Source organism: Pseudomonas sp. NFACC02 (assembly GCF_900110765.1).
In the GTDB taxonomy this organism is placed as follows: domain Bacteria; phylum Pseudomonadota; class Gammaproteobacteria; order Pseudomonadales; family Pseudomonadaceae; genus Aquipseudomonas.
This window is the reverse complement of record NZ_FOEO01000039.1, coordinates 22,041-46,488: the sequence shown is the minus strand read 5'-3', so window position 1 is coordinate 46,488 and position 24,448 is coordinate 22,041. Positions and strand designations below refer to the sequence as shown.

At 53.4% G+C, this 24,448-nt stretch carries 17 protein-coding genes; 7 read left to right on the top strand and 10 right to left on the bottom strand.

The window, feature by feature from the left end:
• Positions 1–47 precede the first annotated feature (47 nt).
• From BMY73_RS22675 to BMY73_RS22655, 5 genes are all read left to right on the top strand, one after another.
• Positions 48–851, top strand: a complete 804-nt coding sequence (locus BMY73_RS22675; protein ID WP_092409937.1) for a DUF2076 domain-containing protein — start codon at positions 48–50, stop codon at positions 849–851.
• 256 nt (positions 852–1,107) lie between these two features.
• A complete protein-coding gene (locus BMY73_RS22670) occupies positions 1,108–1,587 on the top strand; it encodes an NYN domain-containing protein (RefSeq protein WP_062384984.1) in 480 nt (159 codons plus the stop codon).
• A gap of 171 nt (positions 1,588–1,758) precedes the next feature.
• A complete protein-coding gene (locus BMY73_RS22665) occupies positions 1,759–2,373 on the top strand; it encodes a 3'-5' exonuclease (RefSeq protein ID WP_092409935.1) in 615 nt (204 codons plus the stop codon).
• A 143-nt stretch (positions 2,374–2,516) separates the two neighbouring features.
• A complete protein-coding gene (yedA, locus tag BMY73_RS22660) occupies positions 2,517–3,416 on the top strand; it encodes a drug/metabolite exporter YedA (protein WP_092409933.1) in 900 nt (299 codons plus the stop codon).
• Between the two features lie 47 nt (positions 3,417–3,463).
• Entirely contained in the window at positions 3,464–4,801 is a 1,338-nt protein-coding gene (locus BMY73_RS22655) for an RNA helicase RhlE1 (protein ID WP_092409931.1), read from the top strand.
• A 103-nt stretch (positions 4,802–4,904) separates the two neighbouring features.
• Here the strand turns inward: BMY73_RS22655 and BMY73_RS22650 are convergent, their stop codons facing one another.
• The 3 genes from BMY73_RS22650 to gmd all read right to left on the bottom strand — a co-directional run bounded on the left by BMY73_RS22650 (position 4,905) and on the right by gmd (position 8,087).
• The gene (locus tag BMY73_RS22650; RefSeq protein ID WP_092409929.1) at positions 4,905–6,026 is read right to left on the bottom strand and encodes a glycosyltransferase family 4 protein; all 1,122 of its coding nucleotides are present in this window, start codon (positions 6,024–6,026) and stop codon (positions 4,905–4,907) included.
• 133 nt (positions 6,027–6,159) lie between these two features.
• On the bottom strand, positions 6,160–7,056 hold the full coding sequence (locus BMY73_RS22645; protein WP_092409927.1) for a GDP-mannose 4,6-dehydratase: 897 nt from the start codon (positions 7,054–7,056) through the stop codon (positions 6,160–6,162).
• The gene (gene gmd / locus BMY73_RS22640; RefSeq protein ID WP_092409925.1) at positions 7,056–8,087 is read right to left on the bottom strand and encodes a GDP-mannose 4,6-dehydratase; all 1,032 of its coding nucleotides are present in this window, start codon (positions 8,085–8,087) and stop codon (positions 7,056–7,058) included. Before gmd ends, BMY73_RS22645 begins: the two co-directional genes overlap by 1 nt.
• Positions 8,088–8,442: 355 nt before the next feature.
• Between gmd and BMY73_RS22635 the strand changes: the two genes are divergently transcribed.
• Entirely contained in the window at positions 8,443–9,573 is a 1,131-nt protein-coding gene (locus BMY73_RS22635; RefSeq protein WP_092409923.1) for an acyltransferase family protein, read from the top strand.
• A gap of 102 nt (positions 9,574–9,675) precedes the next feature.
• Here BMY73_RS22635 and BMY73_RS22630 read toward each other — a convergent pair whose 3' ends face one another.
• The 5 genes from BMY73_RS22630 to BMY73_RS22610 all read right to left on the bottom strand — a co-directional run bounded on the left by BMY73_RS22630 (position 9,676) and on the right by BMY73_RS22610 (position 18,635).
• Positions 9,676–13,416, bottom strand: coding sequence for a glycosyltransferase (locus tag BMY73_RS22630; RefSeq protein ID WP_092409921.1), 3,741 nt, complete (start codon positions 13,414–13,416; stop codon positions 9,676–9,678).
• A 3-nt stretch (positions 13,417–13,419) separates the two neighbouring features.
• Positions 13,420–14,784 (bottom strand): class I SAM-dependent methyltransferase, encoded by a 1,365-nt coding sequence (locus tag BMY73_RS22625; protein ID WP_092409919.1) that lies wholly within the window; start codon positions 14,782–14,784, stop codon positions 13,420–13,422.
• Positions 14,785–14,887: 103 nt separating this feature from the next.
• Complete coding sequence (locus BMY73_RS22620) at positions 14,888–16,114, bottom strand: ABC transporter ATP-binding protein (RefSeq protein WP_092409917.1); 1,227 nt, start codon at positions 16,112–16,114, stop codon at positions 14,888–14,890.
• Entirely contained in the window at positions 16,111–16,905 is a 795-nt protein-coding gene (locus tag BMY73_RS22615; protein ID WP_092409915.1) for an ABC transporter permease, read from the bottom strand. The genes BMY73_RS22620 and BMY73_RS22615 overlap by 4 nt, the downstream gene beginning before the upstream one ends.
• Positions 16,906–17,192: 287 nt before the next feature.
• On the bottom strand, positions 17,193–18,635 hold the full coding sequence (locus BMY73_RS22610) for a mannose-1-phosphate guanylyltransferase/mannose-6-phosphate isomerase (RefSeq protein WP_092409913.1): 1,443 nt from the start codon (positions 18,633–18,635) through the stop codon (positions 17,193–17,195).
• 430 nt (positions 18,636–19,065) lie between these two features.
• Between BMY73_RS22610 and BMY73_RS22605 the strand changes: the two genes are divergently transcribed.
• Positions 19,066–20,778, top strand: coding sequence for a glycosyltransferase family 2 protein (locus BMY73_RS22605; protein WP_092409911.1), 1,713 nt, complete (start codon positions 19,066–19,068; stop codon positions 20,776–20,778).
• 54 nt (positions 20,779–20,832) lie between these two features.
• On the opposite strand, the gene BMY73_RS22600 is transcribed toward BMY73_RS22605, so the two are convergent.
• Together BMY73_RS22600 and BMY73_RS22595 are read right to left on the bottom strand one after the other, a co-directional pair.
• Positions 20,833–22,044 carry a glycosyltransferase family 2 protein gene (locus BMY73_RS22600; protein WP_175500234.1) on the bottom strand — a complete coding sequence of 404 codons (1,212 nt, stop codon included), beginning with the start codon at positions 22,042–22,044 and terminating at the stop codon, positions 20,833–20,835.
• Positions 22,045–22,055: 11 nt separating this feature from the next.
• On the bottom strand, positions 22,056–24,389 hold the full coding sequence (locus tag BMY73_RS22595; RefSeq protein WP_175500233.1) for a glycosyltransferase family 2 protein: 2,334 nt from the start codon (positions 24,387–24,389) through the stop codon (positions 22,056–22,058).
• Positions 24,390–24,448: the final 59 nt, after the last annotated feature.

The following is a 24,448-nucleotide window of genomic DNA, read 5'->3' as shown; positions in this document are numbered from 1 at the left end:
CACTGTGGTCAGTCACAGAATTCCTACGGCAATCTAACGAGGTCGCCATGAACAGCGAAGAGCAAACCCTGATCGACGGCTTGTTTACCAAACTCAAGCAAGCAGAAACCGATTCGGCCCCCCGAGACGCCCAGGCCGAGGCGCTGATCAAGGAGCACCTGACCCGGCAGCCCACCGCGCCTTACTACATGGCACAGGCGATCCTGGTCCAGGAGGTTGCGCTCAAACAGATGGAAGCGCAAAACCGCCAACGCGACGAGCAGATTCAACAGTTGCAGGCCGAACTTCAGCGCGCGAAAGCACAAACGGCGCCGGCCCAGGGTGGCGGAGGTTTTCTGTCGAGCATCTTCGGCGGTGGCTCTCGCGAGCCACAGGCGCAACAGCCCGCCTCGTCGTTCTCGCGTCCTTCCAGTCCGCAGCCCTCTGCCGGCGGCTGGCGCGACAGCGGCCCTGCCAGTCCTCCACCGTACAACGCACCTCAACAGGGCAACTACGCACAGCCGCAGCAGCAGGCACCCGCCGCACCTATCGGCAGTGGTTTTCTGGGCGGCGCGCTGAAAACCGCTGCCGGTGTGGCCGGTGGTGTGATGCTGGCAGAAGGCATCAGCAGCCTGTTTCACCACAACAGCCAGCCTCAGGAAATCGTCGAGATCATCGATCAGCAGCCTGCACAACCTGCGGCCGATAGCAATTTCGACAACGGCAACAACGGCGGTTGGGGTGATGATCAGCAACGCGTGACCAGCAATGACGGCTGGGGCAATGACTCCGGCGGCTTCGCCGACACCGATTACGGCAACGATGACAGCAGCGGCTTGTTTGGCGGCGATGATGACGATTCGTACGTCTAAGCACTGACACGTAGTACAAGCCGACTTGATCGTTCCCACGCTCCACGTGGGAACGGTTTTCAGGACGCTCCGCGTCTATCTTGGGTGACGGGGCTTGGGTGACGGGGACCGTCACAGGATGCATTACCGCGCAGAGCGTGGGAACGATCAACTCCCCGTTTAATACTGAAGTCTTCAATCCCCTCCTCAAACTGGCATACTGAGCGCCGGTCCGACCCTCGGACCATCGTCGCTTTCAGCGCATCGAGGAGTTCGGGTGAGAAGAATCGCGGTGTTCGCCGACGTACAGAACCTGTATTACACCGTGCGTCAGGCTCATGGTTGCCACTTCAACTATGCCGCTCTGTGGGCGGACATCAGCCAGCGCGGGCAAATCGTCGAGGCTTATGCCTACGCCATCGACCGGGGCGACAGCAAGCAGCAGCAGTTCCAGCAGATCCTTCGCAATCTGGGCTTCACCGTCAAACTCAAACCCTATATCCAGCGCAGCGATGGCTCGGCCAAGGGCGACTGGGACGTCGGCATCACCATCGATATCATGGACGTCGCGCCGACCGTCGACGAAGTCGTGCTGGCGTCCGGTGACGGCGATTTCGACCTCTTGCTCGATCGCATCATCAGCAAGCACGGCGTCGAGGCAGTGGCTTACGGCGTGCCGGGCCTGACCGCCAACTCCCTGATCCGCGCGGCCAGTCGCTATGTGCCGATCGAAGGTGGGTTGCTGCTCAAAAGCTAACGATTTTCCTGTGTAGGAGCGTGGCTTGTCCCGCGATCTGCCGGGAACCGGCAGGTGCATGCGGTGTTTCAGGCACAACCAAGTCGCCTGATTTTGCTGCCGCTGCGCGCCAGATCGCGGGACAAGCCACGCTACAGTCTGTGGATCGACACATATTTAAGGTTGTAAAAAATGCAAGAACGCATCGCCGTCATCGACTTTGAAACCACCGGCATCTCCCCGAGCAGCAGTTGTCGGGCCACCGAGATTGCCGTGGTGATCATGGAGCAGGGCGTCATCGTCGAGCGTTATCAGAGCTTGATGAACGCTGGCGTGCGCATTCCGTCGTTCATCGAGTCGTTGACTGGCATCAGCAACAGCATGCTGCGCACCGCGCCGCCGGCCGAGCGCGTCATGAATGAAGTCGCCGAGTTCGTCGGTCTGACCCCATTGGTCGCGCACAACGCTTCGTTCGACCAGAAATTCTGGGATTTCGAACTCTCGCGCATCAAACGCAATCGCCAACAAAGCTTCGCCTGCTCGATGCTGCTGGCCCGACGCCTGATGCCGAGTGCACCGAACCACAAGCTCGGCACATTGACGAGTTGGGCTGGCCTGCCACACACCGGAAAGGCTCACCGGGCCATGGCCGATGCCGAGATGGCCGCTAACCTGACCGCTCACTTGAGCCAGGAACTGCGAACTACCCATGGCCTTGCCGGTGTCTCCCACCAGTTGCTATGCACTCTGCAAAAAGTCCCCGCCAAGAAACTGGCCGATGCGATCAGCAAGCATCGCGGCGCCTGATGGTGGATGGCTGATGCCTGAGGTCAGCCATGCTGCTGCGTGAAAAGTGTACGGGTCGAATAAACCCCAGTTGTTACTAACATTGCCCAGGCTGACATTTTTAGAATCACATCAATAATAAATTCCTTGCGTTCGAGCCTTTCATGCCTGCCTCCCGCCGCTTTCCCTTATTGCTCATCGGCGCCTTTTTCGCGCTTTACGTGATTTGGGGGTCAACGTATCTCGCCATCCGCATCGGTATCGAGACCTGGCCACCGCTCATGATGGCGGGCGTACGCTTCACGATTGCCGGGTCGATCCTGTTCGCCTTCATGCGTTTTCGCGGGGCGCCGATGCCGACCTGGCAGCAATGGAAAGCGGCGGGGATGATCGGTTTCCTGTTGCTCGCATGCGGCAATGGCGCCGTGACCCTGGCCGAACATGCCGGGGTGGCCTCCGGTGTCGCTGCGTTGGCGGTGGCCGTGGTGCCCTTGTTCACCTTGTTGTTCGGCTTGCTCTGGGGGCATCGCAACACGCGACTGGAATGGGCCGGGATCATGCTGGGGCTGATCGGTATCGCCCTGCTCAACCTGGGCTCCAACCTGCAAGCCAGTCCAATGGGCGCCGCACTGGTGATCTTCGCAGCCGCCACGTGGTCCTTCGGCTCGGTGTGGAGTCGCTATTTGCCGTTGCCCGCCGGCCCGATGGCCAGTGCCTGTGAAATGCTGACCGCCGGTGCAATGATGCTGATCGGCAGCTACGTCAGCGGTGAGCGCATGACCCAATCGCCCGGCATGTCGGGCTGGCTGGTAATGGCGTATCTCGTGGTGTTCGGCTCCATCGTCGCGTTCAGCTCCTACATGTACCTGCTGAAAAACGTGCGGCCCGCAGCAGCGACCAGTTACGCCTACGTCAACCCCGCGGTTGCCGTGCTGTTGGGCATGCTGTTCGCCGACGAGCACATCGGCCCGGCCGAGGCCGCGGCGATGGCGGTCATCATCAGCGCCGTGGTGTTGATCGGTCTGCCACAGTGGCGCAAGCAGAACGCGGTGCAAACCGGGTAAACTGCGCGGCATTGCGCAACGCACGACCTTTTTCCAACGGTATACACATGACATTCGCCTCCCTCGGCCTGATCGAACCCTTGCTGCGCGCGCTTGAAGCGCTTGGCTACCAGACGCCAACCCCCGTTCAGGCCAAGGCGATTCCGCCTGTCCTGGAAGGCCGTGACCTCATGGCCGCCGCGCAGACCGGCACCGGCAAGACCGCAGGCTTCGCGCTGCCGCTCCTGCAACGCCTGACCATGGAGGGCCCAAAGGTGGCCGCCAACTCCTTGCGCGCGCTGGTGCTGGTGCCGACCCGCGAGCTGGCCGAGCAGGTTCACGAAGCGATCCGCCAGTATGCCGAACACCTACCTCTGACGACCTACGCGGTCTATGGCGGCGTGAGCATCAACCCGCAAATGATGAAACTGCGCCGCGGCGTCGACGTGCTGGTGGCAACGCCGGGCCGTCTGCTCGACCTGCATCGCCAGAACGCGGTGAAGTTCTCCCAAGTTCAGACGCTGATCCTCGACGAAGCGGACCGCATGCTCGACCTCGGCTTCTCCGAAGAACTGCGCGACATCTACGCCGCGCTGCCCAAGCGTCGTCAGACCCTGCTGTTTTCGGCAACCTTTTCCGACTCGATCCGCGCACTGGCCGGGCAAATGCTCGACAACCCGCTGAGCATCGAAGTCAGCCCGCGCAACGTAGCTGCGTCCTCGGTCAAACAATGGGTCGTGACCGTCGACAAAAAGCGCAAAGGCGAGCTGTTCATTCATCTGTTGAAAAAACAGCGCTGGAGCCAAGTGCTGGTGTTCGCGAAGACTCGCGTTGGCGTCGATCAACTGGTTGATCGCCTGCAAGGCCTGAGCATCAACGCCGACGGCATTCACGGCGACAAACCGCAAGCCACCCGCCAGCGTGCGCTGGATCGCTTCAAGGCCGGTGAAGTGCAAATCCTCGTCGCCACCGACGTCGCCGCGCGCGGCCTGGACATCGACGACCTGCCGACCGTGGTCAACCTCGACCTGCCCATCGTCGCCGAAGACTACGTCCACCGCATTGGCCGCACAGGACGCGCGGGCCAAACCGGCGAAGCGATTTCGCTGGTCTGCGCCGATGAAGTCGAACTGCTCAGCGCCATCGAAGTACTGACCCGGCAGACCCTTCAACGCCGGGAAGAACCCGACTTCATTCCCGAACACCGCGTACCGGCGACCGACGCAACCGGCCAGATCCTCAAGAAACCGAAAAAGCCAAAGAAACCCAAAGTCAGCGGCGGTGGCGGTAAACGCAACCTCGGCAAGTGGGTCGACAGCGGCGAAACCGTGGCCGAAGCGCCTGCGGTCAAGCCGGTGAGGAAGGTGCCGGCGTTCAATACGGGGCCGAGGAAGCGTAAGCCTTAACGGCTATCGGGCTAGGTGCAGACCGGTGGGAGCGAACGAATCGATCCCACCGTTTAGAGAAGCAATTGAACTGAATGGGCATGATGGCTGTAGGCTTGCCCGCTCAACGCTTATTCAGGATGTCCTGATAAAGCGCGGCGTAGGACTGAACCATCTTTTCGGCGGTAAAGACTTCTTCGTACCGCTGAGCCGCTTTCAAGCCCATCCGGCCAGCCAACTCCCGATCATTCCACAGCGTCGTCATCGCCGCCGCCAGGGACATCGCGTCCCGGGGAGGGACGACCAGTCCGGTTTCATTTGCGATGTTGATAAACGTCGTACCGCTGCCGATCTCACAGGAGATCATCGGCTTGCCGTACATCGCACCTTCCAGAAGTGAAATACCGAACGACTCCGAACGTAAGTGAGAAGGGAACACGAACGCCTCGCACAATGTGAGCAGTGCGTTCTTGTCCTCATCCGGCAGGCCGCCCAGGAAGGTGACATTCCCTAGTCCCAGCGCTTGAGCTTTCGCCTTCAGCGCAGCTTCTTCGTACCCCCCACCCATGATGACGACCGGCAGGCCGGTCTGGTGCGCAGCTTCCAACAGAAAATCGAGCCCTTTGTAGTAACGAAGGGCGCCAACAAACAGGAAAAACCGTTCACCCAACTGCTGTTTCCAGTGCAACAGCCGCGACTCGGAAGGGGCGGGGTAGGTCGCTCGATCCAGGCCATAAGGAATGATCTCGACCTTGTCCTTGAAGCGAGTCAGCACCTCGCTGCTGGAGGCGTAATTGGGCGACGAGGCGACGATGCGATCAACGCTGCCCAAGAAGCGGTTCATCAGCGGGGTGTACAGCTTGAGCAGCGTCTTCTGCTTGACGATGTCCGAGTGGTAGCTCACCAACGACGGTTTCTTCAGGCGAGTCGCGAAATGCGCCACATCCATATACGGCCATGGGAAGTGGTAATGCACGATGTCCGCTTCGGCGGCCAGCTCCTTGAAATCACGAATGCCGGACAGTGAGAGGCCGGTAGACGCGACGTACAGGTCTTGCTTCGAGCGGTGGATCACATGGTTGCCGACGGTTTCATTTCGCGCCGAGCCGTTTGCGCTCAGATAAAGAACCTGGGGTTCAATGCCGTGGGCCACGCTGCCCTGCGATAGCTGGAAAATAACTTGCTCGATGCCACCACCCGGCGTTTCCGGGAAGTAGGTTTTGAAGAAGTGAAGAACTTTGATCATCAGGGTTCTCTGACGAAACGATATGCCCGCCGACCTCGCGAAGAGTACCTGGCGCGTCGGGCGGTAGTTTGAAGTGCATAAGATAAAAGAAAGCCCGAAGCGTTTTGCAACGCTCCGGGCTCATGGCGCGAAATCACGCGTCAGCCAGCATCCAGCTCAGCGTTTCGCTCAACTCCGGCGTTTGCCAGCCCGGGACCAGCGACTTCAATCGAGTGTTGTCGCCACACAAGGTCTTCACCTCATTAGCCCTGACAAACGCAGGGTTCACCTCGACCGTCAGATCATGCCCGGTGATGCTTCGGCACATGTCGATCACTTCGCGCAGCGAGTGGGTCTTGCCCGAGCTCACGTTGACGAACTGACCAAACGGCTTGGCCTCCAGCAGGCCGCGATAGGCAGCGACCAGTGAGCGGACATCGCTGAAGTCACGCCAGACGTCCAGGTTGCCCAGCTCGATCTTGTCGGCTTTTTCACGGAAGTGTTTGACGATCTTAGGAAGCAGGAAATTATCCGCCTGACCCACACCCGTGTAATTGAATGGACGGGTGATGAAGATCGGCAGCTTGCCGAACCACAAACTGGCCATGTATTCCATGGCCAGTTTGCTCACTGCATAGTCATTGGCGGGGGCGGGCAGGGTGCTTTCGTCCAGTAACCCCTCCGAGGCGTTGCCATAAACGTTGGCACTGCTTGCCAGCAGGACACTTTCTGGCGTCTTGCCGCAGGCGGCAATCGCTTCCAACAGGTTGCGGGTGCCAATCAGGTTGACCTGATAAAACGCCTCCGCAGCGCCATGCCCCACAAATGCGAGTGCAGCAAGATGAACAACGATATCCGGCTGAATGTCTGCCAGTAGCTCGCTCAGACCCACCAGATCGGTGAGGTCCGCTTGATAATAATTGGCTTCAACGGAGGGCTGACTGCCCAGGCCAACCACTTCACAGCCTTGGGCTGTGAGTTCGGCGGCCATGTAACGCCCCGTGAAACCTTGAATACCTGTTATCAGTGCGCGCTTACCGGCAATACTCATCAGAACGAAAATCCTTTTTCATTTCGACGCAGGTCCGCTTCAACCATCATGCGGCACAACTCTTCCAGGTTCGTCTTCGGCTCCCAGCCCAGAACCTTTTTGGCTTTCGCTGGGTTACCGATCAGCAGCTCGACTTCGGCCGGACGGTAGAACTTCGGATTTACGACAACCAAGACCTTGCCAGTGGCGGCGCAAGTGCCTTTTTCTTCTTCCGCTTCGCCGCTCCAGTTGATAGTGATATCAACGGCTTTGAATGCCATGGTGACGAAGTCGCGCACGGTTTCAGTGCGGTTGGTCGCCAGGACGAACGTATCCGGTTCATCAGCCTGCAGCATGCGCCACATACCTTCGACATACTCTTTGGCAAAGCCCCAGTCACGCTTGGCGTCCATGTTGCCCAGCTCAAGCGTGTCCTGCAGGCCCAGCTTGATCTTCGCCACGGTGTCGGTGATCTTGCGGGTCACGAACTCACGGCCGCGCAGTGGCGACTCGTGGTTGAACAGGATGCCGCTGGTCGCGAAGATGCCGTAGGACTCGCGATAGTTGATGGTCATCCAGTGGGCGTACAGCTTGGCAACGCCGTAAGGGCTGCGCGGGTAGAACGGGGTTTCTTCAATCTGAGGGATCGCCTGAACCTTACCGAACATCTCGGAGGTCGACGCTTGATAGAAGCGGGCCTTCGGATTAACGATACGGATGGCTTCCAGCAGGTTCACAGCACCCAGACCGGTGATCTCGGCGGTGGTCAGAGGCTGATCGAAGGAAACACCTACGAAGCTCTGTGCTGCCAGGTTGTAAACCTCGGTCGCTTCAGTGGTCTGCAGCAGACGGATGCTGGCCGACAGGTCGGTCAGGTCATACTCGACCAGATGCAGGTTAGCGTTGTTCTGGATACCCAGTTCTTCGATCCGCCAGAAATTGACAGAACTGGTACGACGATAGGTGCCGTAGACGGTGTAGCCCTTGGCAAGCAGCAGTTCAGCCAGGTAGGCGCCGTCTTGACCAGTGATGCCGGTAACGATTGCTTTCATGCGAATCCTTTAAACTCCATTAGCGCCGGGGCGGCTGTTCATACCAAATGCAGAGCTTAGCCAAGACCAGCAGCCAAGCGTCATCGAGAGCGCTATCATACAGAAAATATGGGGCATGGACGATGGGGAGAGCATGCGAACGGGTCCTTAGAACGCCGGTTCGCTTGGCCTAGAGCAGCCTGCCTCGCCCTGTAGCTACCCTGTCTTTTTTGCCTGTCCATGGATAGATGGGAGTGGCGTTGAACATCTCAATGCTTCGATTCTGCGAAAAATCTAGTGACGAAAAAAACTAGAAGGCGCCACCCAAGGCACGCTGTTCGGTGCTCTTTGATATTTGATAGTTTTGGCGAGAGAAATGAAAAAAAACTCTGATAGAGCCCTGTTTGCGAATCAGCTCAGAGGGCTGGCAGTCGTGGCAGTCATCATTGTGCACTGGTGCGGAATATACTGGTATGCACGGGGAGTGGTAGCGTCCTATATTTATGCCCCAATGTTAGAGGGTAGTCCACCTGGCGGTTTGGACTATTTAAAGATTCCCACGGTTAACTACGGGCCCTTTGGTGTTTCAATCTTTTTTCTTATTTCCGGCTTCGTTATCCCGTTTTCGTTGGCGAGACTGGCGCCGGGCCAGTTTCTAATTGCACGCTTATTGCGTATTTATCCCACCTATATTGCCGCTTCGTTACTGATGTTGGCGACCGTCTGGCTGTCGAGCCGCTATTGGGGGCAGGCGTTTTCAATGCCCTTGGGGAGGCTGCTGGCAAACCTGGTTTTGCTACAAGGTAATCTTGGCAGTGCGAGCATAGACTTGGTCAACTGGACCCTGTCGATTGAGATAAAATTCTACATCGTGGCGGCGCTGCTATATCGGTCGATACGAAGCGGGAACGCTTACCCTATATTTCTGTTTGCTGCTGGGGTGCTCGCGGGAACAGTGTTATTTCCACACCTATTGGATGGGATGAACGTAAGCTCCGTGGTAGTAGACTCGCTGAAGACTGAGTTGATGTGCGTCATTTTTATGTTTGTCGGTACAGGCTTTTATCATCATTATACCGGCACCTATACGACCAGGCAGTTAGTTCAATACTCAGCAATTCTCCTTGTTCTCTTTATGCTTTGTTGGCCTAATACATCTTGGGTTACACAGATACCTGAAATCCCTCAAAATTATGTTTATGGGTTACTGGTGTTTAGCGTCAGTTACGTTTTTCGCCGCTATTTCAGGCCCATTGCCCCGCTGGATTTTTTGTCAAATATCAGTTACTCGGTGTACGTGCTTCACTCCATAATAGGGTATGCCTCGCTAAGATTCTTCATGGGTAATGGGTTTTCTTTCTTCATATCGGCACTGCTGACATCAATTTTTGTTTTGTGCCTGTCCTACGCTCTGCACAGATTGGTGGAGAAACCTACAATGCACTTGGGTAAAAAAATCTTCCAAGTCAACGTCGCGCCGGAGCCTCGCACTACAGTAAATTCCTGATAATCCATACCGCTGTCCGAGGCTTACCGAGACATCGATATCTGCCCATTTCGGGCAGATATTCCGCAGGGGGCTGGGGCCCCCTGCGGTTTCATAGCTTCCTTACAAAATAATTTCAAGCAATCGGTCGGCGCTTTGCTCCCAAGAGAGGCAGCCTATCGCTTCTGATTTAGGGTGTTCCCCCGCCGCATAAAGCGCCAGCCAACTGTTGATGCATGTGACCAGTTCGTTCTTGTTATTACTCGAGAAATAATAGGCATGCGGCCCTGCGATCTCTTTGAAGACAGGTAAATCTCTGGCAATGATCGGCAGATTTTTCTGGGCAGCTTCGACAATAGGCAGACCGAATCCCTCGCCCTCGCTTGCGAATATCAAGCATGAAGCTCGTGCGTAGATCGCTTCCAGCGTCGCATCATTGACGTCCGATAGCCATGTCAGATGATGGCCTTTCTCAGGATGGTTATTCAATGTGGCGACGATCTCAGGAAGATTCCGTCGGTCTGCAGCCTCGACGTTTTTCCAACCCTCTTTTCCGACGATCACAAGTTCGACATCGACCCCGGCCTCCCACAGCTCGGTGAACGCGTTGACCACGTCGATGTGCCCCTTGCGAGGTTCGATAGTTCCAACCATCAGAAACGTGGGTTTGGCGCCGAGTTTGCTGATCACAGCCTCATCTAGTTTTTCAGCCTTGCCTTGGTCAATGTGAGCGCTTTTCAGATCCGCACCCAGATGAAACCAGTCAACCGTGAACCCTTTCGCGCGCATTTCTTGTGATTCCGACCACGCGTTGTATTCCGCTGCGACGGATTTTGAAATACAGACGACGCCGTTAAGCATCGCGGTAGTCTGCAACCATCGTTGTGACGGCACCTCAGCTTGCGGTGGGAAACGCTTGGGCAGCAGCACCGGCAAAAGGTCGAACACGGTTGCGTAAATTTTTACGCCGTTGTTCATGAGATGTGAAAAATAGCCGGATTCATAGGCCTGAACGAGACTGCCAGACCAATCCAGAGTCAATACCGTGTCACCCTTTTGAGGTACTACAACCTCATCGTTGAGTAAAGCGGGTGCGCCGATGCATTCCAGCGTGAAGGACGTTGCGGTTTTGTATCCCCAAACATCATTGGTTTTGCAGAGATACACCGGCTCAAAACGGACCGACGGCAGGGTCTTTTTCAACAGTGCCATCATGACGGCCATTGCTACCCTTTCAATTCCGGTTCTCAAAGTAGTTACGTGAGTAGCCGTGATGTCCAGATAGACGGTCTTGTAAGACCTCTCAAGCGGGAAGTTCTGCGAGAGGCAGTCCGCAAGACGAACGTTATGTTCGCGAAGGTAATCGTCGCTTGCGTTATCGAAAACCCGCCGAAGCAAAGCGTCAAGACTGTACCGATTATTTACGTAATGTCGTTCAACAGAGTCGAAATACAAGTTCGCGCAATTCTCAGGTGAGTGTCGGGTGCGAATCACCTCCAGGCCTTTTGCTGCGACTTTCTCTCGCATCGGCTGGTTGCTTCTCATAAGTTCAAGTGCCTGCTGGAGCTCGGCAACCTCGAATTTATCCTGCAGCATGATCGTGGCATCGCTGTCGAGTTCGGCAAACGAGCCATTAGCATTAGCAATGACCGCAGCACCGTAGTTCATACAGTCCAAGACCGCAGCGGATGTCTCGCCCCTCGAATTACCCCGCAGTTGCACGGCGATGTCGGTAGCAGCCAGATAACCATTGTAGGTAGCCGAATCGACCCATCCCGTGATCTTGATATTGGCGGGGTGCGCGGCTTTTGAAATGAGTTGATCCAATTTTTCCCGGTAAGGAGGATTATCGATATCACCGACGAAGACCAGCTTGCATCGCGGGTCTTTTGCCAGTTCCGAGTCAACCCACGCTTCCAGAAGAAGATCATTCAGCTTGGTCGGGTCCAGGAAGCCAAAGCTGCACACAACCAGATCGTCAGCGTCCAGGCCCGCTAGTTTCTTGGCTGCACCCCGATCACTGGCGGGCGCCGGTTGTCGAAGCAGCGGGATCAGGTCGCACTTTGCGGCCAGACGTTCGCCATACCAGTGCTGGCCAAGCTCCTTGGCAAAGTTAGAGTGAAAGATAACGCCATGTGCTTGTTGAAATATTTCAAGATTCGTCGGGTACTTGACCCGAATGTCGTCGTCATTCGCGTGCTGATATTTCTCAATCAGGGCGCTGTAGCCGTGTGAGTAGTAAAGCGCTTCATCCCAGGCATTCGGACTCATCTTGGTGTCTTGAAGATAGGATTTGAGCCCGCTGGTGTAGAAGTCGTGAAGCACTACGACGCCAGGCACCAGCCTCATGAGTTCAAGCATGTGCAGATGAAACGTCGAATTGCCCATCTGGTAGATCACGCGATCCACCGTGCCGGCATTGTCCAGCAGCCACTGCGGGTCACGGATTGCGCAATTCTTCAGTGCCCACTCGTCCTTCACCGAGTTCTGGTTGACCACCAGGTCTATGTCATAGTGTTTGTAGAGCTCGGGGAGGAGTTCGGCAGAGTATCCTGCAATACCAGTGCGTTCCGGCGGCATGGGTGATACGAAGGCGAGACGCTTCCTGTGCAGCCCTTTGGAGACCGGCGCAGCCGGTTTCCGCTCAGCCAGATAATGCTCGAACGCATTGATAGCGGTCTGGGCCGAATGATCCCAGGTAAACAATTTGGCCTGCTTTATGCCATGTGCAATGAGCGCTGTTCTGAACGCTTCGTCATCAATGGCCTGAAGCATTTTGGCGCTGATGGCCCCAACGTCGTACGGATCAAATAACGCCTCATCCCAACCTAGTACTTCGGGGATGCTGGAGGCTCGCGACCCGATCGCTGCGGCGCCACATGCCATAGCCTCAAGAGGCGGCAATCCGAAGCCTTCATGCCAGGAAGGAAATACGAAAACCCGGCAAAGGTTATAGAGGGTGACCAGTTGCTGCTCGTCGACATAGCCTAGAAAAATCAAGTCTTCGGGTTGCAAGCCCTTCGCACAGCCCTCGGCAATCAGATTGTTCGAATGGCTGACGGGGATTTTCCCAGCGAAAACCAACTGGTGCCTGTTACGGACAGCCTCAGGGAGTTTTGCGAAAGCGTGCACAAGACGCGTCAGGTTTTTTCGGTCGTCTGCTCCACCGGTATAGAACACATAGGATTTACTGATGCCCAGGTTCTGAAGAAAAATCGCAGCGTGGTCTGGCGAGATCGTGTGCGGCTGGAACACGTCGTCGATCGCCGTCGACACGTTGACCGAGTTCGACTCGTCCACTGACAGATATTCAACACCTTCCGCTCGGGAAAACTCAGAAATCGACAGTACAAGAGATGCTCGTTGAAGAGCGTCGATTTTGCCCATGTAATGCTGCTTGTAACTCGGGCTCGCGTTCAGATACTGCGCGGGGTTGAGTAAAGGAATCAGGTCATAGTGAGAGACGCTTACAGGCGTTTTCGTATCGAAGCGACCAATGCTCGTCACTGCATCATCAAGATAGCCCTCTATGAGCGACGACACATGAATAATGTCGGGCTTCAGGCTTGCAATAAATCCTTCGCGTATGAGTTCAGCCGCTTTACGGCGCTCCAGATTCCCTTCGTGAATCTCTGACACGGGACCTGGCGCATACCATACGTGAATGTTTTCGGAGGGCAGCAGGCCGGCGAACGCCGACTGAATGGACTCGATGGTTTCGGAAAGAAGACCATTCAGTACGAGATGAACATCGTGTTCACCTCTGTTACGCACTATCGCCAGTGCCAGCGAAAGGCTGTATCTGCCGATACCACGGAAGCGGCTTTCGGTCTGGGCACCTTGCAGGTCGATCACAATACGCATTATTTAAATCCCGCCCCGAGTCTTTTCCGCGAGTTTGAGTTTTGCCAGCACTGTGCGTGCATGTGGAGAGAGGTTTTCAGTGCCGATGCTCACCGATGTTTCGACGTCCGGGTGGAACAGCGGGATATCCCGCAACACAAGGCGAGAGCGCAGGAAGTCGTAAGCGCCCACTTTTTTAAGCACAACGATTCCTGACTTCTTAATGCCTTCGTATCGCGAAAGTTTTCGGATCGAATAGAAAACAACCTTCCGTGTGATCGATTTCGCACGTGCTTTCGCGCCGTCACGGACCAGCATGTTCCTTTGTGCACGCAGATAATGGGCAGTTGAAACCAGGCGACGAGGAATGAGTACACTGAGCGCATGCATACGACCGGCACTGGCCTCTAGTCGCGCAGCCATCTCCTTTAATAGCTGCTCCTGATGGTTGCATTGCCAAGCGACGTGAGTGATGAGTCTCTGCTGTTCGACAAACTCGGTTCGCAGTTTCGAGTTCTCAGTGCGCAGCGTTCTGTTTTCAAGCTCAACGCTGTTGAGCTGAATTTTCAGCGACATCTGCATAGACGCCATGCTTTCCTGCAGGGTGTTGACTGCGTGGTTTGCTGCCCAGCTTTGCGCTTGCATTTCACCAATCTTACGGTCGAAAACCGCAGCAACGCCGTCAAGATCAACGCCGATTTTATCGTCGAATAATTGATCTAGTTGTGGCTCGGATGCGCCTTGCGCAGGGGTCTGCGCAACCACTGCGTAGTCCGGGCTGACTCCGCGGAGCACTTGCGACAGAGTGACATCGTTCATCTCTGAGAGGGGTGCAGGCTCTTGTAATCGTAGGATCGTTGAGCGAGCGTAGCCGTAGTAATCCGGCAGGAACTGCAGTAGGAGGGGCGGCAGAGGATTAACGTGGGTGGGATCCATATAGAAGTTGCAGGTGCCGACTGTCAGATTCTCCGGATTCGGGGTCTCCAGTATCAGAAGTCCACCTGGGACCAGCACGCGCTTCGCTTCCTGAACCAACGTCTGCAGCTGTTGGAAAGGAATGTGTTCGACCAGATGGAAAGCGGTCACCGCCATTTGGGTCGCATCCGGCAGTTGCTTGAGGTAGCTGATAGCGTCGCTGTGTGAAACCGCCAAGCCTCGCTTCTTGCACGAGGCCAGCATTTCATCGTCGAGGTCCACCCCATGACAGCGGACCTGCAACGAGGTCAGCAACTCCAGCCATTCGCCCCTGCCGCAACCGAGGTCTGTCACCTCCAGGTCCCAACATTCTCGAATTTTTTCGATGTAGGGTTTGTAGACTGCCAGTCGTTCAAGGATCAACTCTCTGGATCCACGGTGCTTGTCTTCAAATGCTCTGTAAAATTCGCTCACTCACATACCCTGATTTACAAGCTGTACTGCCAGCTGTTCTATTGAAAACGAGGCGCCGGCCCCAGTACGTCCCCCACCTGAGAAGGGCGGGGGGCTAAGCCCTTCAAGCGGATCGATGATCGACCTCGACGATGGGCGGCATCCATGTCAAACCTACAAAGGTGCTCTGTCCGATGTTGACGACGTTGAACACCAAGGCGAGGTCCAGCCATTCAAAGTTTTCGGCGATATGGTTATCCGAAGCATGCAGTGCCACAGCGACAGAATAGGAACCCACGCCCAGGTTTGCAGAGAACTTGAAATTCCAGGCAGGTCTTGCTCCGGCCTGCACGTCTATTGACTTGCAGTTCAGATGGTGGGTGTTGGTGCCAAAAACGTTCTGCCCCAAGCGGTCTTTGATGACATAGCCGACCACCAGCTCTGGGAGGGGGTGGTGAACATGAGTTTCAATCCGCAGGGTCACCTCATCTCCGACACCGACAAATTCCACCGGCTCGCCGGATTTGTCATAAAGCGTGACGCTTTCGATTGTGGCTTTACGGCTGCCAGATCGAGTTTGCTTGGCTCCATCGTTGAGTGATTTCACCTCAACGGTGGCGTTCTCTTTATCGGCAAGAATCGCGTTATAGAAGTCCATGACCTCTTCCGGAGGTCCGTCCTTAACGATTCCGCCTTCATCCAGCAGAATGGCCCGATCACAGAGCGCTTGAATTGACCCACGGTCATGGGAAACGATGATCAGTGTCGTCCCGAGTTCCTGAAACTCTTTGATCCGCCCAAAACTCTTGTGCTGGAAATAACTGTCGCCGACGGAAAGCGCCTCATCCACGATCAGTATGTCCGGACGAAACGCCGTGGCTACGGAGAAGGCGACTCGCATCTGCATGCCGCTGGAGTAGGTGCGAACACTTTCATCAAAGTACTCCCCGATCTCTGCGAACGCCTCGATATCTTTGATGACCTCATCGATCTGATGGTTGTGGAAACCCATCAGGCCTGCAGCGTGATACACGTTCTGACGTCCAGTCAGCTCGGGGTTGAAACCCATGCCGAGCTCCAGAATGGCAGCGATTCGTCCATTGACTTCGATCGAACCTTCGGTCGGCTGTAGTGTGCCAGTGATCATTTTCAGAAGGGTTGATTTACCTGCGCCGTTCTGGCCAACGATGCCGATTGCTTCGCCTGGCTCGATCGAAAAATTAACGTCGCGTAATACCCAGTGCTCCTGACTCGCCTTGGCTGGCACGTAAAACCAGCTGGCGATTCGCTTCCACTCTGAATTGTAGACCCGGTAAGCTTTGCCCAAGTTGCTGACAGTCAACAGGCTCATAGGGAATCCACCATTTCAGGCGCCGCGCGGCGAAACATAAACAGGCCCAGCAACATCAATCCCACCGATACCGCCGCAGTTACGGCAATTTCCTGGGTCTGGGGAGGTACTTGATACACCAGCACATCGTGATAGGCGGTGACGATCGAGTACATCGGGTTCCAGACCATATAGGAGCGCAAGTCTTCAGGGATGATGTTCGCCGAGTACACGATAGGCGTGAACCAAAACCACACTTGCAGAATGATCGGCACGATCTGGCCTATGTCTCGCACGAAGACGTTAAGAACGCCAAGAACGAGACCGAGTCCCAAGGCAAGCGCGGTCACCGCGACAGTGAGAGGAATCAGCCAGAACATTTGCATCGTCGGCATATGACCAAGCAACGCGAACACGACCAGCACCGCAACGAACAGCAGCAAATTATTCAGCAAGCATGAGCCCAGTACGATCACTGGCAGGGCGATGCGCGGGAAGCGCATCTTCTTCATCAGATTGCCTTGCTCGATGAAGATGCTCAAGCAGCGTGAGACAACCTCGGAGAACAGGTTCCAGGCCAAAATACCCGCCATCAGGTACAGCGCATAAGCGTATTTGTTATCGATTCCAGGAAGCTTGGCCGCCAGGACGTTGGAAAGGATCAGAGCATAAATGGCGACTTGCGACAGCGGGTGGATGATCATCCACAGTCCGCCCAGTTTGCTACGCACGAAGCGAGCGACGAATTCGTTTTTGATAGATGTAACAATAAAGCTTCGGTAGTCCCAAAGCCCTTTCAACATGCCGAACATGAGTGACCCTCGATGGCGTGTTTGATGGTGTGCGCTAATCCGGCGAATGGGTTCTTGTTGGTGAGAACGCCAGCCTGTCCTGACCAGATCAAGAAAAAACAGCCCGCTGTGCCGAATGCAAGCGGGCTTGTAATTGAGCCTACAAATCCGAGCCCTGGCCAGCCATGTGCCGTCCTACGGCATTTCAGCCCACCGCACCAAGCCTCGTCCCATACGTTTCAGTTGCAGGGGCCAAGGCCGGTGCATTAATAGTCCCAAACGAGATCAGCGCCCTGACAGGTGCTCGATCAAGCGCCAGCGCGGCCGTAGACGTCCTCGAAGCGAACAATATCGTCCTCGCCAAGATAGTCACCGCTCTGCACCTCGATCAGCACCAGGTCTATGACACCAGGATTGCTCAAACGATGCCTGTGGCCGGCACGAATAAATGTCGACTCGTTGGTGTTGAGCATCAGCTCCTGATCGTCATTGACCACGACCGCCATGCCGCTGACCACAATCCAGTGCTCGCTACGGTGGTGGTGCATTTGCAGGGAGAGCGACGCTTTCGGCTTGACGACGATGCGCTTGATCTTGAACCGCTCACCGTTTTCCAGCGTGGTATAGGTGCCCCACGGGCGGTGGACCGTCTGATGCAGTTGATGCAGGGTGTGCCCCGACTTCTTCAGCTGCGTGACGATGTGCTTCACATCCTGCGCATGATCCTTATGCGCGATCATCAACGCGTCGGCGGTGTCGACGACCAGCAGGTCTTCGACACCCACCAGTGCAGTCAGGCGCTCTTCTGAGTTCACATAGTTGTTGCGCGAACCGTGTGACAGGACTTCGCCTTCGAATCGGTTGCCGTCATCGTCCTGAGCGGTTAGCTCACTGACTGCATTCCAGGAGCCGATATCGCTCCAGCCAATGTCGCAAGGAACGGTAGCGACCTTGTTCGAGCGCTCCATCAACGCATAGTCGATCGAGATATCAGGAACGTTTGCAAACGAGTCGGCATCAACGGCGAGGCAATGATAGGCATTGCCTTTGGTCAAGCGAGAACTGGCCAGTGAAGCCGCCGCCGCTTCCAGTACGTCCGGAGCGTGTTCGGCAAACTGCGCCAATACTGTTTCGACTTTGAAACAGAACATGCCCGAGTTCCAGAAATAGTTTCCGGCCGCGACATAGGACTGCGCAGTGGCCAGATCAGGCTTTTCAACGAAACGCGCAACTTTCAAACCGCCTTCCTGGCCAGCCGAACCACCCGCCTCGATATAACCGAATCCTGTTTCAGGATATTGCGGCTGGATCCCGAAGGTGACCAGCCAGCCCTGTTCGGACAGCTCCACCGCCTTGGAAACAGCCGCGCCAAACGCCTTCTCATCCTGAATCAGATGATCCGCCGCCAGAACAAGCATGTGAGCGTCGGAACCCTGCAGCGCCTTGATCTGCAGCGCTGCCATGGCCACCGCGGCAGCCGTGTTGCGGCCAAATGGTTCAAGAATGTAGCCCTGGGCCAGTCCGGCTTTGTTAACGGAACGGTATTCGTCCTCGGTCTTGAACAGCAGATCGCGATTTGTGACCGTCAGTACTTGCGAAACACCTTCCAGCGCAGACGCTCGCAGGAAGGTTTTCTGAATCAGGTTTTGGCCGTCCGGCAGCGTCATGAACGGCTTGGGATGGGCCTCGCGAGACACGGGCCACAGCCGGCTGCCAACGCCGCCAGAGAGAATTACGGGTATCAATTCCATGTATCGATCCTTTCCGACGAACAGGTGATTCAGATGATTTGATCGGGGAGCAAGCTATTTAATCGGTTAGCAGCGTGCTCAGAGCCCCTATAACAGGTGCAGGTCACCGGATTTAATGAGGAGCAGAGGATATCAGAGAACGAGGCTTAGGATTAGGCTCACTCTAGCTAAGGCAGTGCTATGAGTTAGCCCGTGATGCTAGGCGTACGGAGCGGAAGCGCCGACATGTAGATCTTGGTACCCTCCGCTCTCGCGTCGTGTGTAGGCATAACAGCGCCCTGCGGCGAATTTTTGCGGTATACGGCTATCGCGTATCATGACGGAGTGATGGCGCTACCAATACCGATTAGCCCCTTCTTACCATTAATGCTATTCCAATTGTTTATGACTCGATATAGTCTTTGCCATTTCAAGTGCAGGCAAGGTAGCTATGAACGAGCTGCGGAAGATAAAAGCAATTGCAATCGCAAAGGATGAGGCGGCTTACCTGCATGAGTGGGTATTTCACCATCTTTATTTTGGTTTCGATGGTGTCGAAGTCGTTGTCAATAGGACCACTGACAACTCGATTGCGGTACTCGAGGAGTTGGCAAGTAATTTTGATAAATTTAGCTATTCTTCCTGCGATTGGCTGGATCTATGCTCGCCTTCAATCAGTATAAGGATGCAAGAAATTGCATACGCGCAGTCATGTGCAAAAGCCGTAGAAGAGGGTTATACTCATATTCTATTCATTGATGTGGACGAATTCTGGACACCTAGGGATTTCAAGTCAAGTATTCATGATTTTCTGAATGACAAAAAAATTCAAGGCTCAGTCTCTTTTAACTGGGTCTGCGAGCTAGGTCAGGCATCCCCATTTCAACCAATGTCATCTCAGTTTCAGTCGTTTATGAGTTCACATTTGAAGACGTTGAGCAAGATTAGTGATTTGCAGGAGATGAGAATTCATACTCCTGCGTTCAAAGGTGGCTCAAATCATTGTATGGCCGATGGGACAACTTTTATTGCCCAAAAAAACGCTCCGCAGTTTCACAACTTGGCAATAGACTCGCTACTAGATGCTTTTATCATCCATCGGCTTTATAGGTCTGAGGTTGAATATCTTGCGGCTCTGGTTCGGGGTAATCCCGACAGCAAAACCCGTGGTCCATCAGACTTTAAACTCAATCGTCACGGTTACAACTTCTACCAAGGCCCAGTTGTGCATTTGTCTTTTGCGGATGAAGAGGTAAAGAATTACAAAAGTTCACTAGACGGTATGTTCGCAGATGGTCGGATTTCCGATGAGATCAACATCGCAAGGAAGACAGTTTTGGACCGCTACCAGCGTTGCTTGGATCTGGCAGTCGATATCGAATATTCAAATAATCGATTGATTCAGCAGCTGTTTCAAGGCTGTACCGTTCAGCCTTTAGCTAAAATGGTTTCAGAGCCGCAGACTATAGACTATAGTGTTGATGTTGTAAGGTTGGACAATGGCTTAATTACAATATCTGGATGGGCGTATTCCAAGTGGGCTTATTCAGAGATGCGATTCGGAGTTCAGGGAGCATCATCTTCTGAAAAGCTTCATTGGACCCGCTCTGATAGACCTGACGTTTCCCGTGCAAAACCTTGGGTACCGTTAAGGGCTGGCTTTGATGTAAGGTTTTCAAGCGATCCCCAACAAGATTTCAGGAAGCTAGAAGCACCAATTGCCTTTGAGATATTCGAAGCAGATCTTATCCAAAGCCACCAAGATACCTGTCTGCTATACGATGCTGAGCAGCAAATCATTCGTCACGGTAAGACGACGGATTTGAGAATGAAAAGCTGGATAGTTCCAATCTTCTTTTCTGAGTATGAGGGTGGCGAAGTTTTAGCTGTTCTCATTAATCATTCTATAAAGAGACTGATACACACTGGCGGCAAAGTCAGGGCGGTTGAAACTGTCAATGCGGCCGAAAAAAACTTTTTGTTCGTAAAGCAAGCCCGAGAAGGTGGTCTTTTCTCAATTAAACATGGGACTTTGTATGCAGGTGCAGCGCCCGGTGGTGACTTCTATTTCAATAGGTCCAACGTAGAGGCTTGGGAGTTGTTTAAGTCGGCACTCAACCAGATAGGCCCTAGGATATCTATTTCGCTTGGCGTGGATAAATAACCAAGCATTCAGGATGCAGTACAGATCAACACCGTGAGCTGTACTGCAGTGAGTTTAATCTTTTCTAAGTTGCACAGATTTGGCACCAACCGATACGGTTACCTCCAGGATAGATGGGTCAATATCCTGCAAGGCTGGCGGTTTGCGTGCAGTGATTACGAATCCAGAGTTAATTGGGGCATCTGGATAGGCGTGTTTGACATCCGGCCGGTCAACCTCGCGAACTTCCTCGATAATTAGCATTGTTTGCTTATAAGTTAGCGAGTAAGAAGTCTTTTTGTAGTCAGTACTAAACGCCCATCCGCGGATTTGAATAACATCGCCCACTACTTCCGAGATGTCGTGATGGCCATGGATCAGATTGTTCAAAACAAACTTTCCATGTTCAAGTATTGTTGGCCCAAAAGCTTCGGTGAGTCTCTCCTTAATCTCATGCATTTTTACTAGGGTAGCCTCCAGAATTTCTCGGTTGGGAAGCTCAGTCACATCGTTCACATCATGTTCCAAGAAAAAGCTCTGATTCCGGTTCTCGACAGAGACTGCCGGTTTTGTAGCCCTACCCCGGTTTTTCTTATTGATAAATTCTTCGTACGATTTAACCACATAGTGGTTGAGTCGAAAGTAGTCCCAGCACACTCCTTTACTAAGCCCATCCACGGCATCAACTAAGTTGGAAACGGGCTTCCCATCTGTGTGCACGTAGTAGAAGCCATCATTAAGTTTGAAGGAGTGAGGGTTTCCAGCAGTCGCTTTAAAAGCGTTGGAGCGGACAATTGATTTGAAATGCTTATTCAGTGTTATCGTTTTATCGCCTCGCTGGGTAAACCGCTCCATAACTAGTTCGCCGCTGTACGTCTGTAAATTAGACGAACCATAGACTGCCCAGTTGAGAGCAATTCCGCCGATAGCTGGATCCTCAGAATGGCGAGACAGCATCGAATCCAATGTGTCAGAGCCTTGTGGGACGATAAATTCATCGGCGTCGATGAATGCACACCATTCATGCATATTTCCGTACTCACGCATCAGCTTTTCATAGGCTGGCAATTGAGGAGGAGAGTCTTTTGGTGTTGGGAATTTAATGTGCCTAATCAAATTCATGCTATCGAGGGCTGCAAGCAGCTCCGATGTCCCATCGTTGCTTTCATTGTCGGCGATATAAAAGAAATCTACGCCAATATTAATGTGGTGTGAGAGCCATTCAAGAATATACGGCGCTTCATTCTTGAAAATTGCGATAATTGCTAAGTTGCTTGGCCTTTTCATCAAGTCTTCCATCAATTGTATTTTTTTGTTATAAGGGTTGGTCGGGATTTAAAGATTTCAAGATACTTTCCATGGTACTTTTCAGGGAAGTTTTTCTTGAACTCAACTTGCCATGTAGTAGAGAATACAGATAAGTTGACGTTATAGAACTCATCGCCATTCTTAATGTATTCGCCCCATCGCGCTTGGAAAAATGCGCTGTCTTCCAAGTGCGGATCAGTGGTCGATTTGCCCCGTGAATAAGACTCATGATGAATCAACTCTGCATGCGGGCAGAAAATAATTCTGTAACCTAATCTTTTAATACGCAGGCAAAGATCTACGTCTCCAAAACCGACTTTAAGCATCTCGTCGAATCCTCCCGCAGCCTCGAATGCATCGCGACGAACCAGCGCACACGCGGCAGTGACCGATGACATTTCACGAGTGGCAATAAGGCTGCCAAGATACCCGGGGTGGAGCTTGTCTTCGGTAAGCGCTTTATTCATAAACTTACCGTAATGTTCAGCCGCTCCGTATAGACCTAAGCAGACCCCAGCGTGCTGTATATGGTCCCCATCTGGATAATAAAGTTTTGCACCCACGACACCTACATCACTTTGTTGGCCCAACTCAAGCATGCGTTCTAGCCACCCGGGTTCGATTGCCTCGATATCGTTGTTGCAAAGAAGGTAGTGAGTGTAATCCCCCTCAATACTTTTTATCGCGAAGTTATTGATTGTGGAAAAGTTAAACTCGCCAGAGTAGGGTAGTACAGTGTGCTTGTGTCCTATTGATGAGAAATAGTCGAGGGTTTCTGGTTCGGTTGAGTCGTGGTTCACAATTATAATTGAGTATCTAACACCCTTTACTGTCGATTCGATACTCTGCACGCACTGTTGAAGAATACTACCCTGGTTTTTAGTGGGTATAATTATTGCTACATTGATTTCAGGGTTTAGCGGGTATCGAGTGTTGAAAAAGTTGAAAAAAGGCGACGGCTCGACAACAGCTTTGACACCTGTTCTATCAAGGTGTTTCTGTAGGATTCTCGTAGAGAGCGTCATTACGTCTTTTTGAGATTGATGACCGCTTGAAATGGAGTGTGTGCGCCAGCGGTAGAGAGCTTCGGGAATGTGTGCAACAACCTTTGCGTGCTCGAGCGCACGAAGTATCAGGTCATAATCTTGCGAAATTCGAAGGGATTCATCGAAGCCTCCGATGGTATCAATAATGCTTTTTTTAATCGCTACGAAATGGACAAAGTACGGGTGGGACAGGTACAACTCTCTAGAGTAGGAAGGTCTAAACGCATGGTTTAAAATTTCGTTAATATTTTCTGTAGTAATGATTTCGTCCGAGTATATGACATCCGGCATATCCTGTATGGCAGAAAGAGCCAGCCTAAATGTCGCTTGTTTTTCCAATTTGTCATCGTGATCCAATAGCGCGATGTAGTCTCCTGTTGCGATCGTGATGGCATCATTAGACGCCGCCGCAACAAAGCCGTTGCTCTCTCTATAAATTACTCTAATTCTTGCGTCTTTAGACTTATAGTCTTCGAGCACCTCTTTTATATGCGGAAGTGTGGAAGCATCATCACATACGCACAACTGCCAGTGAGGGTAAATTTGAGCAACAACCGAGTCCAGGCATTGAATTAGCCACTCTTTCTTCGTGTTATATACAGGGAGAATAATCGAAATAAGAGGGTGTCTTCCCCATTTGCTGATCGTCTCCCTTATGTTTCTTTCACCTTCGGCATCAATTTCGGCAAATTGAATGAAGCGCTTTGTTTTCGTGATCGCAGGCCGGCCTTCCTTAAAGCCATGACTCGCGTAGTGATCGTATGCTCTAAGTCCAGCTTTGGCAACATCCGGATTGTTTTCGAGGTACCACGCTTCGTTAAAGTTAGATTCTGGAATTAGCTCGAGTACATTTTCCAGATCGCCTGCTTTAGTAACCTCGGGGATTTGATTCAGATTGCGGCGGTCACGGTTTTTATTCTTCTTCGAAAAATAGCTTAGAGGATTGACGCCAAGCTGTTCAATCTCCGGATTCGACTCGCGATACGCTCTGACCGAGAATAAAGGGCTGGTCTCCCTATTCTCTACCGCTCCGTACAGCAGATAGTGAATAAATGGATGTATTTTGGACTCAGATACGTCCGAGTGCTCACTGAGATAATACTCCGTGTCGAAACATGGATGAGGGTTGAATCCAAGCTTCCAGCCCTTCGTTATATAGTGCAGTATAGGGTCGTCGAGCTCGTGACCTACTTCAAGTGCATAGTGGGTCTTGTCGAATGCCCCACTTTCTTCGACAAGTTTTTTGCAGTAATATTCGACTTCGCTTTGTGTGGCCATTTCCGTTCCTGCTGAACTGTTTGCGTCTATCATGCTAAGGATGTTCATGATTGACTTAA